The 15,375-nt window shown below is 39.5% G+C and carries 13 protein-coding genes and 1 pseudogene; 11 read left to right on the top strand and 3 right to left on the bottom strand.

The window, feature by feature from the left end:
• The first annotated feature begins 11 nt into the window (after window positions 1–11).
• From QE450_RS13920 to mgrA, 5 genes and pseudogenes are all read left to right on the top strand, one after another.
• A complete protein-coding gene (locus tag QE450_RS13920) occupies window positions 12–677 on the top strand; it encodes a bifunctional 2-keto-4-hydroxyglutarate aldolase/2-keto-3-deoxy-6-phosphogluconate aldolase (RefSeq protein ID WP_273613330.1) in 666 nt (221 codons plus the stop codon).
• Window positions 678–853: 176 nt separating this feature from the next.
• Entirely contained in the window at window positions 854–1,678 is an 825-nt protein-coding gene (locus QE450_RS13915; RefSeq protein ID WP_273613329.1) for an alpha/beta fold hydrolase, read from the top strand.
• Window positions 1,679–1,728: 50 nt separating this feature from the next.
• Window positions 1,729–2,499: an HAD family hydrolase gene (locus tag QE450_RS13910; protein WP_307299876.1), complete on the top strand. Its 771-nt coding sequence runs from the start codon at window positions 1,729–1,731 to the stop codon at window positions 2,497–2,499.
• Window positions 2,500–2,549: 50 nt separating this feature from the next.
• Window positions 2,550–3,285 (top strand): annotated as a pseudogene (locus QE450_RS13905) (NAD-dependent protein deacylase).
• Window positions 3,286–3,389: 104 nt separating this feature from the next.
• Complete coding sequence (gene mgrA, locus QE450_RS13900; protein WP_273613326.1) at window positions 3,390–4,394, top strand: L-glyceraldehyde 3-phosphate reductase; 1,005 nt, start codon at window positions 3,390–3,392, stop codon at window positions 4,392–4,394.
• A 75-nt stretch (window positions 4,395–4,469) separates the two neighbouring features.
• Here the strand turns inward: mgrA and QE450_RS13895 are convergent, their stop codons facing one another.
• The 3 genes from QE450_RS13895 to QE450_RS13885 all read right to left on the bottom strand — a co-directional run bounded on the left by QE450_RS13895 (window position 4,470) and on the right by QE450_RS13885 (window position 7,299).
• On the bottom strand, window positions 4,470–5,717 hold the full coding sequence (locus tag QE450_RS13895; RefSeq protein ID WP_307299873.1) for an MFS transporter: 1,248 nt from the start codon (window positions 5,715–5,717) through the stop codon (window positions 4,470–4,472).
• Between the two features lie 163 nt (window positions 5,718–5,880).
• Window positions 5,881–6,354: a MarR family transcriptional regulator gene (locus tag QE450_RS13890; protein WP_307299871.1), complete on the bottom strand. Its 474-nt coding sequence runs from the start codon at window positions 6,352–6,354 to the stop codon at window positions 5,881–5,883.
• An 81-nt stretch (window positions 6,355–6,435) separates the two neighbouring features.
• A complete protein-coding gene (locus tag QE450_RS13885) occupies window positions 6,436–7,299 on the bottom strand; it encodes an AraC family transcriptional regulator (protein ID WP_307299868.1) in 864 nt (287 codons plus the stop codon).
• Between the two features lie 385 nt (window positions 7,300–7,684).
• Here QE450_RS13885 and galE point away from each other — a divergent pair, with 385 nt between their 5' ends.
• From galE to glcT, 6 genes are all read left to right on the top strand, one after another.
• Complete coding sequence (galE, locus tag QE450_RS13880; protein WP_273613322.1) at window positions 7,685–8,677, top strand: UDP-glucose 4-epimerase GalE; 993 nt, start codon at window positions 7,685–7,687, stop codon at window positions 8,675–8,677.
• Window positions 8,670–10,280 (top strand): UDP-glucose--hexose-1-phosphate uridylyltransferase, encoded by a 1,611-nt coding sequence (locus tag QE450_RS13875; protein ID WP_307299863.1) that lies wholly within the window; start codon window positions 8,670–8,672, stop codon window positions 10,278–10,280. The genes galE and QE450_RS13875 overlap by 8 nt, the downstream gene beginning before the upstream one ends.
• Before the next feature lie 286 nt (window positions 10,281–10,566).
• Window positions 10,567–11,730 (top strand): iron-containing alcohol dehydrogenase, encoded by a 1,164-nt coding sequence (locus QE450_RS13870; protein ID WP_273613320.1) that lies wholly within the window; start codon window positions 10,567–10,569, stop codon window positions 11,728–11,730.
• Window positions 11,731–11,939: 209 nt separating this feature from the next.
• Complete coding sequence (locus QE450_RS13865) at window positions 11,940–12,461, top strand: NfeD family membrane protein (RefSeq protein ID WP_307299858.1); 522 nt, start codon at window positions 11,940–11,942, stop codon at window positions 12,459–12,461.
• Between the two features lie 75 nt (window positions 12,462–12,536).
• Window positions 12,537–14,171, top strand: coding sequence for a flotillin lipid rafts scaffold protein FloT (locus QE450_RS13860; protein ID WP_307299855.1), 1,635 nt, complete (start codon window positions 12,537–12,539; stop codon window positions 14,169–14,171).
• A gap of 194 nt (window positions 14,172–14,365) precedes the next feature.
• A complete protein-coding gene (glcT, locus tag QE450_RS13855) occupies window positions 14,366–15,232 on the top strand; it encodes a glucose PTS transporter transcription antiterminator GlcT (RefSeq protein ID WP_273613317.1) in 867 nt (288 codons plus the stop codon).
• The last annotated feature ends 143 nt before the right edge of the window (window positions 15,233–15,375 follow it).

Here is a 15,375-nt window from a genome sequence, read left to right as displayed (position 1 = left end):
AGTATATACCGATGAAAAAATTACAACTAATTCAAAAAATAGTCGATAACGGCGTTGTAGCTGTGCTACGCGGAGATTCAGCAGATCAAGTGTTTACCATGGCAGAACAAGCGATTGCTGGTGGAATCAAAATTATTGAGATTACAATGACAGTGCCTGGTGCATTAAAAGCCATCGAAAAATTAAGTCGCATGTATAGCTGGAAAGCAGATGCTTCAGAAAACTTTGCGATTATCGGAGCAGGAACAGTATTAGAACCACAGACAGCACGCGCTGCAATTATGGCAGGAGCAGAATTTGTTGTTGGGCCTTCATTGAATCCTGAAACGGTGAAAATTTGCAACTTATATCGTGTGCCTGTATTACCAGGAGTCACTACGCTTGAAGGTATCCAACATGCGCTTGAACTTGGTGTCGATATCGTCAAATTATTCCCGGGCAACCTGTATGATCCATCTATTATCAAAACGTTAAAAGGACCGATGCCTCAAGCGAATATTATGCCTACCGGTGGTGTATCCTTAGCTAATCTAGGAGAATGGGTCAAAGCAGGAGCTGTCGCTGTAGGGATCGGTTCAGATCTAACGACAGAAGCACTCAAAACAGGGGATTACAGTCTGGTACGCCAAAAAGCAGAACAATACATGGAAGCTTTCTATCAGGCTAAGCAGCAATAAAGGTTTAGTCTTGATAAGAAATGCAGACGTGTGCATAAATGATAGACTATTTAAAAATAAACAATGATTCCCTAACATGATATAATCACATAAGAAGCAGCCTGTTGTCCTGCGAAGGAAACGGGCTGTTGCTTTATATAGCGCTAGGATGAATGTGGAAGGGGACTCACAGATTTATGTTTAGAAAGAATCGTAATCAATTTGGAAGTTATGGTAGTACACGTAAGCGCAGTCGAGCTGGAAAGATCGGTAAAATTCTACTCGTTATTCTTATTGTGCTTATTCTTGCAGCAGGAGCGGCGGCATGGTATGTATTTACCCCGTATACGCCAACAAGTCAGGCTGAGCAAGCTTTAGTCTCTGGAACTGACAAGATTGCAGTGCAAGATACAGAAGAATGGATATCATTTAGCAATGCCAAACCTAAAGGAAATAGCATTATTTTTTATCCGGGTGCAAGAGTCAAGCCAGAAGCGTATAGCGTGTTCGCTCATGATCTAGCTAAAAGTGGGCATACGGTATACATTATGAAATTGCCGTTTAATTTTGCTTTTTTCAAAACCGATGCAGCGCAAGCTGTGATTGATCGCCATCCTGATGAGAAATTTGTTATTGGTGGTCATTCATTAGGCGGCGTTTTTGCAGCTCGTTATGCAGCAGCGCATCTGGATCATATAGCCGGTGTATTTTTCCTAGCTTCTTATCCAGAGCAAAAAGGAAATCTGCAAAAAACAGATATCCCTGTACTATCAATTACTGCTTCTAACGATGGATTACTCAAAAAAGATACGTATGAAGCGGCACGTGCTTTTTTACCGCAACAAACGGTTTATTATAGTATTGAAGGTGGTAATCATGCTCAATTTGGTAGCTATGGAGAGCAAAAAGATGATCTTCCTGCTCAAATTGATGCAGACGAGCAACGTAAGCAGACGGTAAATACTATTCTTGGCTGGATGAAAGAAATTCCGACCACTTCAAAATCTGCCACCAAAAAGTAAGGATTTCGATAAAACGTTCTAGATACCTGTAGCTAAAGGGGTAAATGCCAATGGTACGTTTGCAAATTGGAACACAACAAGTGGATTGCGATGCTCTTTTATTTGATAAAGATGGCACATTGCTTGATTTTATGCAGTTATGGGGATCATGGGCTGAACGTATGTTGACCCAGATGGAGAATCATTTGCAAGCAAGTGGTCATACTTTTACAGGAGATCGAGAGCATGTATTTGGTACTCGCTATAATCAGGAAGGTCATCTGATCGATTATGACCGTTGTGGCCCGCTCGCGATGGCTTCTGTCGAAGAATCTACAGCGATACTAGCATGGCAGTTATATGCTACAGGTACACCATGGGATCAAGCGATAGCTCAGATTCGTCGATTCAGTGATATCGCTATAGAACATATTGAAAAGGAACGTCCGGTGCAACCATTGCCCGGACTGCTTCCATTTCTAGAACAATGTCGCGCAGTACAGCTTCCACTTGCAGTGATTACCGCAGATTGGACTTCTGAAGCGGTAAAGCATCTTCGTTGGAGTGGGTTGGAAAGTTATTTTGAACATATTATCGGCAGTGATCAAGTACAACAAAGCAAACCAGCACCTGATCTGGTCTATACAGCATGTGAACGTTTGGGTATTTCACCGACTCAGACAGTAATGATCGGCGATAGTAATGCAGATATGCAGATGGGGCAGAATGCGGGTGTGCCTTGTTGTATTGGTATCAGTTCTTCTGAACAATCAGCGTATACAGAACTGCCAGATGCTCATACCATTATTACGCATTATGATCAGCTTAGTATAATCAAGTAATAAATCATGATAAAAAATAGATAAAAGGAAATAGAGAGGAGCATACAATAATGGATAACATAGAACAATTAACAGAATGGATACAACAATCCAAAAAAATTGTCTTTTTCGGTGGAGCAGGTACATCGACAGAAAGTGGTATCCCTGATTTTCGCTCGGCACAAGGATTATATAGTGAAAATGGCAAAAGAGGATATTCGCCTGAAGAAATGTTAAGTCGTTCTTTTTTTGAAAAAGAAACAGAGTTATTTTTTGAAATTTTATCGCAGTAAATTAATCCATCCACAAGCCAAGCCTAATCCGGTACATCATGTATTAGCTTTGTTAGAAAAGCAAGGCAAATTATTATCTATTATTACGCAAAATATAGACGGTCTGCACCAGATGGCAGGTAATCAAAAAGTGTTGGAATTGCATGGTTCTATTCATCGTAATTACTGCACAACATGTAAGCGACAATATACATTAGAAGATGTTTTGGCTCAATCAGGATTGCCACGTTGTCCTATTGATCAAGGTGTGATCAGACCGGATGTTGTATTATACGGAGAATCATTGGATCAAGCTGTATTAGAGCAAACAGTGGCGGTATTATCTCAAGCGGATTTATTGTTGATTGGGGGAACTTCGCTAACTGTGTATCCAGCAGCAGGATTGGTTTCTTATTTCCGCGGTCAACATACAGTATTACTGAATGCTTCACCGACAGGTCATGATCGTCATGCTGATTTGTTGATTACCGATCCAATGGGCAGTGTGATGGAGCAAGTACAACAGCGCCTCTAATATAAGTTTAGCGAAATGAATTTATTTGCATAATGGTAACGCTTACGCTATGATTTGGAAGATGTGAATATATCTATTTTGCTTGAAGAAGGGTAGGGGTTATTGTGGTCTATGTAGCTTCAGAAAAGCGTTATGAAGAGATGAAATACAATCGTAGCGGTCGTTCGGGATTAAAATTACCAGCGATTTCGTTAGGATTGTGGCATAATTTTGGCGGAATTAACGTCTATGAGAACAGTCGTGAAATGATCACGCGTTCTTTTGATATAGGAATTACGCATTTTGATCTAGCGAATAACTACGGCCCTCCTGCTGGTTCGGCAGAAGAAACATTTGGACAAGTATTGAAGCAAGACCTTGCGGCTTATCGGGATGAGATGATTATTTCGACCAAAGCCGGTTATTATATGTGGCCAGGCCCTTATGGAGAATGGGGTTCTCGCAAAAACTTATTATCCAGTCTAGATCAAAGTCTTAAACGGATGAAACTAGATTATGTTGATATTTTCTATTCTCACCGTTTTGATCCAGAGACTCCTTTAGAAGAAACGATGATGGCATTAGATTATGCTGTACGTTCGGGTAAAGCTTTGTATGCAGGAATCTCTAGTTATTCCGCAGAACAAACACGAGAAGCGGCTTCTATCTTAAAACAATTAGGTACACCATTGACTATTCATCAGCCTAATTATTCTATGGTTAATCGTTGGATCGAAGATGGTTTGCAAGATGTGCTGGAAGAAACAGGTACAGGAAGTATTGCGTTCTGTCCGCTAGCACAAGGATTGTTAACGAGCAAATATCTGAACGGTGTACCTGAAGATTCACGAGCAGCCGGTTCGTCTGTCTTTTTAAGTGAAGATTCGATTACACCGGAAAGTATTCGCAAAGCACAAGCTCTTAACGAAGTAGCTTCAGAGCGTGGACAAAGTCTAGCTCAATTAGCATTAGCATGGGCATTACGTGGAGGCAAATTAACCTCTGCTCTTATCGGTGCAAGTCGTGTTTCTCAGATTGAAGAAAATGTAGCTGCACTAAACAATCTTGATTTTACTCAAGCTGAATTGGATCGTATTGATTCGATTTTGCAAGCAGACGAAAATAAGTAAGTTAGAGTAGAAGTTTGGATAACAAAATAATATAATTATTTTTCATTTTTAAGTTAAAAAGGCTTTAGAACGTGGTTACGTTCCAAAGCCTTTTTGCTGTACAGTCTTTACTCCTTTGTGCAGAACCATGATAGCTAATACAATCAGTATGATTCCTAACCAAGCAGGAGCAGCATGACCGAGTAAAATATACAATTGACCTCCAATAAGTGGACCGATCATTCTAGCCAAAGCTTGGATCGATTGACTTCCTCCTTGAATTCTCCCTTGTTCACTTGCATCGACAGATTTGGAAAGCATTCCGTTAAATGCAGGTCCGAAGATAGAATCACCACAGCCAAATACAAACAGCCCTGCGATAAAAAGAGGATAATACGTGAATCCAATTGATAATGCAATCAGTCCATAACCTATAATTTCGGCGATCATACCAAATGTAACGATTTGTTGATCACTGTATTTTTTCAACAGTTGGGGCATAATCAGACCTTGAGAAATAATATCTTGAATACCAAGTATGGAAAACATCAGTCCGATCAATACCGGTTTCCACTGAAATGTATCTATCGTCAATTGAGAGAAGATCGCTTGCAAAGATCCATTTGGAATCCAGAGTAAAAAAGCAGATATCAATAATCGACTCAAGTATTTCGTCGAAAGCAGGCTAGCAAGTTGAGAAAAAGGATTTAACTTTTGTAGAGTGATCTCTGGTTGTCGATGTTGCTGTGCAAGACTTTCTGGCATAAAAAAGAATCCATACAACATATTTAACAATGTGATAACAGCTCCAAAGTATAAAGGGAATGCATAATCAAATTTAGCGAGTAATCCGCCTAATGTAGGGCCGATGATAGTCGCTACACCTACAATCGCACCTAACCATCCAAAATATTTGGTTCGTTGTTGTGAAGGTATAATATCTGCAAAGTAAGCAAAGATCGTACTGATACTTCCCCCTGTGATACCTTCGATAATTCGCCCTACAAATAGTACCCATAACGCTCCACCAATACCAAAAATCAAATATCCGATAGCTGAACCGAAAAGACATAATAACAGAATAGGACGACGACCGTATTTATCACTTAACGCTCCAAGTACAGGCGCAGCCAGAAACACACAAAGAGCATATACAGACATCAACAGTGTTACCATAATCGCTTGTTCTGATGAAGAATGGACATACGGTTGAACTAAAAAAGGCACGACAGGCGTTATAATACTGAATCCAAGTCCGCACAGAAATACAGAAATCAGTCCAAAGCGTAAAGCATGTTTATTTACAGATGGTTCGATAGGTTGTGCATGATGAGATGTAGCCAATAGTCATCTCTCCTTATGATTTTATATTGATTCCTAGGAAACAAATTTATAATATTATTATTTTGTTTCCTTGTCAACAAAAATAAATATAGAAAAAAGACAACTTGCTCTTGAGAAAGAGTCGTTGTCTCGGATAGATCTTATATTTTGATACTGTATCTGTTTATTCAGACTTTGGACTATGATCTAGCTTTTTAATTTCATCATCTAAATGGTCACTGTATCGTTGTATAAATTGAAGCATATGATCAAATTGTTCATCGGTGACTTGTTCAAATACTACTTGATCTCGTTCTTCAAATTCTTGATGTAATTGATCATGCGCTTGTTTGATTTGACTTCCTTGGGATGTAAGTTTGAAATAAATTTCTTTTTTATTATCTGGTTTCTGATAGCTTTCGATCAGTTGTTTGTCGATTAGCTTTTTAGTGATTTTACTGATGGCTCCTCTGGTCATATACATAGACTCTGCCATCTTAGTGACATTTGCATCGGCATGGTTACCAATATATTCGATACAGTGTACTTCAGAAGGCTTATAATCATGAAGAGTACTTTCCATTTTAAGCTTATTTAGCCAGACCAGTTTACTAAATAAGTCTCGAAAATCAGTCAGTACTTGTTCTTTTTTATTCATATCTCATGGTCTCCTCCCGGTTATGATAGTCTCTGTATACCTATGATCACTATCACGAGCCTATCTATGTATGCTACAACATTATTGATGTTTGTATTGATGAACAGAAGCTCGATATCCAGTAGGCGACACTTGATAAAATCGTTTGAACTGTTTGGAAAAATAAAGAGCATCTGTCAAACCTACCGATGCCGCAATCTGTTGGGTAGATAACTCTGGACGTTCTCGCAATAATTGACGAGCTTTATCGATTCGTAATTTGAGCAGATAGGTTACAGGTGTCATGCCCGTTTCTTTTTTGAAAATGCGAGACATATACGCACGATTATAACCGAGACTGTTGCACATATCTTCAATCGATACAGGATGAGCATATTGACTGGACATATAATGAATCATTTGCTTAACGATACGACGGGTCATCGATTGCGTGCCAGGGAGTACAGACTGTTGCATCATCAATTCACTGACCTCTGCCAAAATAAGATGAAGATATCCCAGTGCGGCAAGATCAGAGCTTTCTTTTTGACTGGCAAATGATACAAGCAATTGTTCCAAATAAGCACCGATTCGTTCTTGATCACCAGAACGAGCAATCGGAGCATGTAGAGTGAATCCTACCTGTTCTACTAAAGGAGTCGCATGTTGTCCGGCAAAAGCAAGCCAGCGATAATGCCACGGTTGCTCTTGATCTGAAATATAACTAACCAGTTGACCGGGATGAATCAAAAATAGATCGCCTTTAGAAAGATGATACGTGCGTTCTTCAGTAATAAATTGCCCATGACCACTTTCGATATAGTGAAGCAAATAATAATCATATATTTTGGGACCCAGTCGATGATCAGGAGCGGTCTGACTTTCGCCAGCAAACAATACATACAAAGCTCCTTGATCATGAAAAATAGGATTAGGTGAAACTTGATACGTTTTGGCGTTTGCCATTACAAAGCACTCCTTTTTACTATTCCACAGTCGAAGTCACATTTGTCCATATAGATCACACATCTATTCATTACATCTTATGATATTCATATAGTATACTTAGTTCAAGCCAAAGATTCAAAAACATATTATTTAAAGCAAATAAAGGCGAAAAGAGTATCTTTTATTTGATATCACCGCGCAAAATGTATATTTATTCAGTATAATCATAATTAGTCATTAAAGACATAAGGTCACATCGATACTGTTCATTATGATCTACATATAGATCAGTATCAGCTTTTCTCAAATCAATGTATTGTGCAAATCTGTTGTTTATATGCTCTTCACAAAAGAGCGTTACACTAGACATCAGCGGATATACTACTATTAGGAGGCGAATGAAATGGCAATATTAGTAACAGGTGGAGCAGGTTATATCGGATCACATACGGTAGCGGATTTATTAGAGCGTGGAGAAGAAGTAGTGGTGATTGATAATTTATTAACAGGGCACCGTGAAGCACTGTTAGGTGGTACATTGTATGAAGGTGATCTACGTGATAAAGAATTGCTAGCACGTATTTTTGCAGAAAATGAAATTACAGCAGTCATTCACTTTGCAGCCAGCTCATTAGTAGGCGAAAGTATGCAGAATCCTTTCAAATATTATGATAACAATGTCTACGGAGCCATGTGTCTACTGGACGCGATGCAACAAGCAGGCGTGAAAAAAATCGTATTTTCTTCAACAGCGGCAACGTATGGCGAACCAGAAAAAGTACCTATTGAAGAAAGCGATCGTACAGAACCGGCTAACGTGTACGGCGAAACCAAGTTAATGATGGAACGCATGATGAATTGGTTCGATAAAGTACATGGTATTCGTTATGTAGCATTGCGTTACTTCAATGCCGCAGGTGCACATATCAGTGGCAAAATTGGAGAAGATCATCGTCCAGAATCTCATTTGGTTCCTTTGGTACTACAGACAGCGCTAGGTCAACGTGAATTTATCTCGGTATTCGGTGAAGATTATCCAACAGAAGATGGCACATGTGTACGTGATTATATCCATGTAAGTGATCTAGCAGATGCTCATATCAAATCGGTAGAGTATTTGAACAATGATGGTGCAAGCAATGTATTCAATCTAGGTAATGGTCAGGGATTCTCGGTTAAACAAGTGATTGAGACAGCGGTCAAAGTGACTGGACGCGATATTCCTGTGAAATTTGAAGCACGTCGTAGTGGTGATCCAGCAGTATTAGTAGCTTCTTCAGAAAAAGCACGCTCTGTACTGGGTTGGAAGCCTTCTTATAATCAATTAGAAGATATTATCAGTGGTGCATGGCAATGGCACGAATCTCATCCACAAGGATATGGTGATCATGAGTAATCCAGTAGAACGTACAACAGAACAAAATAGTGCATTACTTGCGATAGATGAACTGATTAAGTTCGCATTTGATAAAGGATTGATCAAAGGAGCAGATATCGATTACGGACGGAATCTATTGTTAAAACAATTCCATTTCGATGAGCCTTATAATCCAGATGTACCTGCTATTCATATGGTCGCTCAAGGACAAGCAGCAGCAGAACCTCAAGTCATGTTAGATACGTTGATCGATTATGCGTATAGTATCGGATTACTAGCTGAAAATACAGATACGTACCGTGATCTGATGGACGCAGAAATTATGGGACTACTGATGGCTCGCCCATCTGAAGTAACAGGTGATTTTTTCGATACATTAGATCGTGAAGGCATTGAATCGGCAACAAGTGAATTTTATCAATTGTCGATCAATTCTAACTATATTCGGATGGATCGTGTCTCCAAAAATGTATATTGGAAACAACCAACTTCCTACGGTGAAATGGAAATGACGATCAATCTATCTAAGCCTGAGAAGACGTCAGCCGAAATTGCTTTGGCGAAATTAATGCCTCCACCATCGTATCCAAAATGTCAGTTGTGTCGCGAAAATGTAGGTTATGCCGGACGTATCAATCATCCAGCCAGACAAAATTTACGCGTGATTCCGCTACAATTGAATGGAGAATCATGGTTGTTCCAGTATTCGCCTTATGTGTATTACAACGAACATTGTATCGTGCTGCATCATGATCATGTACCGATGAAATTAACAAAAGATACATTCCGTCGTTTGCTCGATTTTGTCGATGAATTCCCGCATTATTTCCTCGGTTCTAATGCAGATTTGCCGATCGTAGGCGGTTCGATTCTAACACATGATCATTTTCAGGGTGGACGACATACATTCCCGATCGAACAAGCAACAGTAGAAGAAGTGTATGGTCATACTGTTCATGATGATGATATTACATTAGAATTGGTCAACTGGCCGATGTCTGTAGTGCGTCTACGTGCGAACAATTCTTCTTTATTGTTGAATTCAGCTAATGATATCTATGAAGCGTGGAAACAATACAGTGACGCTGAAGTGGATATTCTAGCATCAACGATCCAAAATGGAGAACCGGTTCGTCACAATACAGTCACTCCGATTGTTCGTCGTCGTGATGGACAATATGAGATTGATCTTGTACTGCGTAATAACCGCACCAATGAACAATATCCAGATGGTATTTTCCATCCTCATCCTGAGATGCACCATTTGAAGCGTGAAAATATCGGATTGATTGAAGTGATGGGTTTAGCGATTTTACCAGGTCGATTGAAAGAAGAATTGGATCAGATTGCTTCTATTTTGACAGGAGATATCGCCCTATTGGAAATGATCAGACAACAACCTGATCACCCATTAGCCATACATTTGTTATGGATTGAACATCTAGTAGAAGCATACGGTACAGAGCTGGATCACGATCAAGCGACTTTAACGATTCAAGATGAAGTCGGTACGAAGTTTGCTGAGATTTTAGAGCATGCAGGTGTATACAAACGCAATGATGAAGGACGCAAAGCGTTCCGTCGTTTTATTACTCGTATGAATTATGTGTTAAAAAGTTAAATTATATGCTAGTCAATCTACTATCTCTGGGTAATGATAAGAGGTAGTAGATTTTTTTATGGTTTCGATAAATATAATTGTATCAAATTGATGTTAAAAGCAGTTTGATCGGAAAACTTTGTTTTTATGTGTATAAGGTATATAATTGTAAAGGGCTGAGGAACGGTAACTTACTTATAACTTATTACAACAGTGATCCTACAGTTTAGGTGTTAGATGTATTTTTATATGTGTAGAGAAGGATAACTTTATCTACTAATCGTTATATCCCAAGGAGGCATTTTGAATGAATTCATTTGAATTTTATAATCCAACCCGTCTTATTTTTGGTAAAGGTCAACTGGAAAAGTTGAAAAGAGAAGTAGGTAACTACGGTAAAAACGTATTGCTTGTATATGGTGGCGGTAGTATCAAACGTGCAGGTCTATATGACAAAGTGATCGGTTATTTGAACGAAGCAGGAGCTAATGTAACTGAACTTGCTGGCGTAGAACCGAATCCACGTTTGAGCACAGTACACAAAGGTGTAGACTTGTGCAAATCCAACAATATTGATCTAATTCTTGCTGTTGGTGGCGGTAGCGTACTGGACTGTGCCAAAGCAATTGCTGTAGGTGCAAAATATGATGGTGACATGTGGGATTTTGCACAACGCAAAGCAGCTCCTACAGATGCATTGCCACTAGGTACCGTATTAACAATGGCAGCAACAGGTTCAGAAATGAACAGCGGTTCTGTAATTACAAATACAGAAACACAAGAAAAATTAGGTTGGGGTAGTGCTTATTCATTCCCAGCATTCTCTATTCTTGATCCAGAAAACACATATTCTTTGCCAAAAGATCAAACAGTCTATGGTATCGTAGATATGATGTCTCATGTACTGGAACACTATTTCCATGCTGAAAAAAATACAGATATTCAAGATGGATTCTGTGAATCGATTCTACGTGGAGTTATTGATGCTGGCCCTAAATTGATCAATGACCTACAAAACTTTGAATTACGTTCAACTGTAATGTACGCAGGTACAATGGCGTTGAATGGTGTAGTGAATATGGGTTACAACGGAGACTGGGCGACTCATAATATTGAGCATGCTGTATCGGCTGTATATGATATCCCTCATGGTGGTGGACTAGCGATCTTGTTCCCGAACTGGATGCAACACAACTTGCAAGTGAATCCTGCTCGTTTTGCTAAATTAGCAGTGAATGTATTCAATGTAGATCCAACAGGTAAAAGCGATGAAGAAGTAGCAAATGAAGGTATTCAAGCATTGCGCGACTTCTGGACTTCAATCGATGCACCTAGCCGTCTAGCAGATTATGAAATCGATGATAGCCAAATCGATGTAATGGTAGACAAAGCGATGAAATTTGGCGCATTTGGTAACTTTAACAAGCTAGAAGCAGAAGATGTGCGTAAAATCTATAGCATGTCTCTATAATTTCTCCATTTATTAATACAATCATACATGTTCGAGCTGTTTATTCCTGTCAGTCATGATAAGGAATAAACAGCTTTTTTTGTCTATATCGTAAAAAATTGAAACTTTTCTTACCAACAATACGTAAATATAGGTATAAAGTCAAAAAATGGTGGAAAAGGGCTGAATATCGCCTTTTTACGTCAAATCAAAGAAAGGAGCGAACAGAAATGGAAACGCTATTTTGGATTTGCTTGATCACCGGTGCTTTGTATGCATTATTCAGTCTGTTATTCGGTGACTTGCTTGGTGATGTGTTAGGCGGTATAGATCTGCCTGGATTTGACCTGTTTAAGCCTGTTATTTTAGCGGCGGCTGTTACGTTGTTCGGTGGAGCAGGAATCATGTTAATACGTTACAGTTCTTTCGCTCCTTTCGCTGTTATACTGCTTGCACTTTTGATTGCTGTTGTTGGAGGAATGTTTGTATTTTTTGTCTATGTCAAACCAATGGAACATAGTGAAGTATCGACAAGTTATTCGATTCAAGAAATGATTGGTCGTATAGGAGAAGTGACTATCCCGATTCCTCAAGTGGGATACGGTGAGGTCATGATTAAGCTTACAGGTGGCAACACGTTACATATTGCATACAGTTTCGATCGTTGTGCTATTGCCTCCGGTATGCGGGTAGTGATCGTAGAAGAAAAAGAAGGAACATTAGGTATATCGCTTTTAGAAGATTCATTATAAGGAATAGTAGTGTGAGAGCAGTATAACAGCTTTTTGGCAAAGCAAGCCTATATCAAACCAAAAGGGGCGAGGATTATGGCATTTTTGAACGAAATGATTGTTGTACCTGCGATTGTGATTGTAGTATTGATCGTACTTGGTATTACATTCTGGGCGAGGTACAAAACAGTAAGTACAGACGAAGCAATGGTGGTTACCGGTTCTTTTTTGGGAAGCCGTAATATCTCAGATGATGGAGCAGGGCGCAAAATTAAGATTGTACGCGGTGGTGGTGCATTTATTTTACCTGTGTTTCAAAAGTCTGAATTTCTATCGTTGTTATCGCACAAACTGGATGTAACAACGCCTGAAGTGTACACTGAACAAGGCGTTCCTGTACTTGCCGATGGAGTAGCTATTATCAAAATCGGCAGTTCTGTAGAAGATGTGGCTACAGCAGCAGAACAATTTATGGGTAAGCCCATTCAAGCGTTACAAGCCGAAGCCCAAGAAGTATTAGAAGGGCATCTGCGTTCGATTATGGGTTCGATGACCGTAGAAGAAGTGTATCGGAATCGTGATCGATTTGCGCAAGAAGTACAAAGTGTCGCTGCTCGTGATCTAAAAAAGATGGGTTTACAAATCGTCTCATTTACAATTAAAGATATACGCGATAAGCATGGATATCTGGAGTCGCTTGGTAAACCTCGAATCGCCGCAGTGAAAAGAGATGCAGAAATCGCTGAAGCCGAAGCTGTTCGAGATTCTAGGGTGCAGAAAGCACTGGCAGAAGAAGCCGGGCAAAAAGCAGAATTGCTTAGAGATACCAATATAGCTGAAGCTTCCAAAGAAAAAGAATTAAAAGTAGCTTCATTTAAAAAAGATCAAGATACTGCAAGAGCCGAAGCCGATCAGGCCTATCATATTCAAGAAGCCAAAGCCAAACAAATTATGATGGAAGAGCAAATGAAGATCGAATTGGTTCGTAAAGAGCGTGAAATAGATCTACAAGAACGAGAAATTACAGTACGTGAGAAATACTATGATGCAGAAGTGAAGAAAAAAGCTGAAGCCGATCGTTTCTCGGTGGAACAAGCAGCCGAAGCGGAAAAAGCTCGTAAAATGCGTCAAGCAGAAGCTCATCAATATTCGATAGAAACAGAAGCCAAAGCGTCTGCGGAACAACAACGTCTAGCCGGACAAGCGGAAGCCGATGCTGAACGTGCTAAAGGTACAGCTGAAGCTGAAGTGATTCGTCTACGCGGTCTCGCCGAAGCCGAAGCGAAGCAGAAATTAGCAGAAGCATTCGAAAATTATGGACAAGCCGCTATACTTGATCTAGTTGCCAAAATGCTACCTGAATTAGCAGGTAAAATTGCAGAACCAATCAGTGCGATTGATAAATTAACAGTTGTTGATACAGGTAAAGGCGAAGGCGGCGGAGCAACAAGAGTTAGTAACTATGTGACAGAACTGATGGCGACCGCTCCAGAAATGCTGAAAAGTGTATCGGGACTCGATATAGAAGAATTAATTAAAGGATTTGCAGGTGGCAAATCTCAGCAAGCTCAACCTAGTACTTCTAACACTACGGCTGGCGTAAATGCAAATAACCATACCCAACAGACAGCCCGTCCTGAAGCTATATTGGCACTTCCAACCCAAAGCTCACACGATCAAGATCGTGCAACAACATCCACAGGAATCGGAATTTCCAGTGAACAAGAATGATAATGGAAGATTTATATGTAACAATCATGCTATAAAGCAAACTTGCTTTCAATGATGCCGAGACGACAAATCCTTATTCATCAAGGGATTTGTCGTCTTCTTTGTATACATAACTAACGAGTAGATTGTATTGACTAGATGGTGAATTTTTGGTAACTTTACGGGATGAAGGTGATCGTAAAAGGGGTGCAAATGTGAGCAGCCTACTTGTGGCTAAAGTGCTGAATAATAACGTTATTATTGCTGATCATCCTCAGTATGAAGAAGTTGTGGTGATCGGTAAAGGAATCGGTTTTAACCGTAAAGCGCGTGATGTGATTCCTTTGGATGTTGTCGAGAAGATGTTTATTTTAACCAATGAGCAAGAACAGGAACAATACAAGCAACTCGCAGTTCAGATCGATGAGCGTATTATCGAAGTCATTAACGAAATTATTTATTATATTAATTCTGAAAGTAAGACTCCACTGAATGAACATATTCATATTGCTTTAACCGATCATATTGCATTTGCAATTAAGCGTGCTGAGCAAGGGATGACGATTCAGAATCCTTTTCTATATGAGACGCGAGAAATGTATCCGTTAGAATATAAATTAGCTGCTCATGCGTTAGAAATAATTCATGACAAGCTAGGTGTAGCTTTAGAAGAAGATGAGATTGGTTTTGTAGCACTGCATATTTATAGTGCACTAACTGATCAACATATCACAGCGATCAAAGCCGATTCTCGTCTGATTGCCGATATGGTCAAAGTTATCGAAGATAGTCTCAAAATTTCGATTACAGGAGATACGCTGGATTATTCGCGGTTGCTTACTCATTTGCGATTTGCAATCGAACGTATCCGTAGAGGTGAGAAAGTAGCCGCTACTCATCGCTTAGAAGAAATGCTCAAAATGGAATATCCCGAAGTGTATTCGTTATCATGGAAATTAACAAAGATGATGGAAAAACGATTACGCCGACCAGTCTATAAAGCAGAAGTAAGCTACCTGACCATGCATTTACAACGGTTTGTCGAGAAGCGTGAAGAAGAAGAGGAAAGTACGCAAGAATAGATTCAAAATTCATTTAACCTTTTTTATTGAAAAGGCTTGCAGATTTAAAAAGTGGGTGCTATAATTCAGAACGTAATCAACAAATGAATAGCGGATTTTTTAACGTGTTACTGATTCGATCAGGCATGAGTTAACAAAGTATT

This window comes from Paenibacillus sp. SORGH_AS_0306, assembly GCF_030819345.1.
Classification (GTDB): Bacteria; Bacillota; Bacilli; order Paenibacillales; family Paenibacillaceae; genus Saccharibacillus; species Saccharibacillus kyungheensis.
The sequence above is the reverse complement of the archived record's forward strand: the minus strand, read 5'-3'. Positions and strand labels throughout refer to the sequence as shown.

Bases quoted from the DNA above. Each gene is read 5' to 3' on its own strand.
- QE450_RS13920 (WP_273613330.1), top strand. From the start codon at position 12: ATGAAAAAATTACAACTAATTCAAAAAATAGTCGATAACGGCGTTGTA.
- QE450_RS13915 (WP_273613329.1), top strand. From the start codon at position 854: ATGTTTAGAAAGAATCGTAATCAATTTGGAAGTTATGGTAGTACACGT.
- QE450_RS13910 (WP_307299876.1), top strand. From the start codon at position 1,729: ATGGTACGTTTGCAAATTGGAACACAACAAGTGGATTGCGATGCTCTT.
- QE450_RS13890 (WP_307299871.1), bottom strand. From the start codon at position 6,354: ATGAATAAAAAAGAACAAGTACTGACTGATTTTCGAGACTTATTTAGT.
- QE450_RS13885 (WP_307299868.1), bottom strand. From the start codon at position 7,299: ATGGCAAACGCCAAAACGTATCAAGTTTCACCTAATCCTATTTTTCAT.
- galE (WP_273613322.1), top strand. From the start codon at position 7,685: ATGGCAATATTAGTAACAGGTGGAGCAGGTTATATCGGATCACATACG.
- QE450_RS13875 (WP_307299863.1), top strand. From the start codon at position 8,670: ATGAGTAATCCAGTAGAACGTACAACAGAACAAAATAGTGCATTACTT.
- QE450_RS13870 (WP_273613320.1), top strand. From the start codon at position 10,567: ATGAATTCATTTGAATTTTATAATCCAACCCGTCTTATTTTTGGTAAA.
- QE450_RS13865 (WP_307299858.1), top strand. From the start codon at position 11,940: ATGGAAACGCTATTTTGGATTTGCTTGATCACCGGTGCTTTGTATGCA.
- QE450_RS13860 (WP_307299855.1), top strand. From the start codon at position 12,537: ATGGCATTTTTGAACGAAATGATTGTTGTACCTGCGATTGTGATTGTA.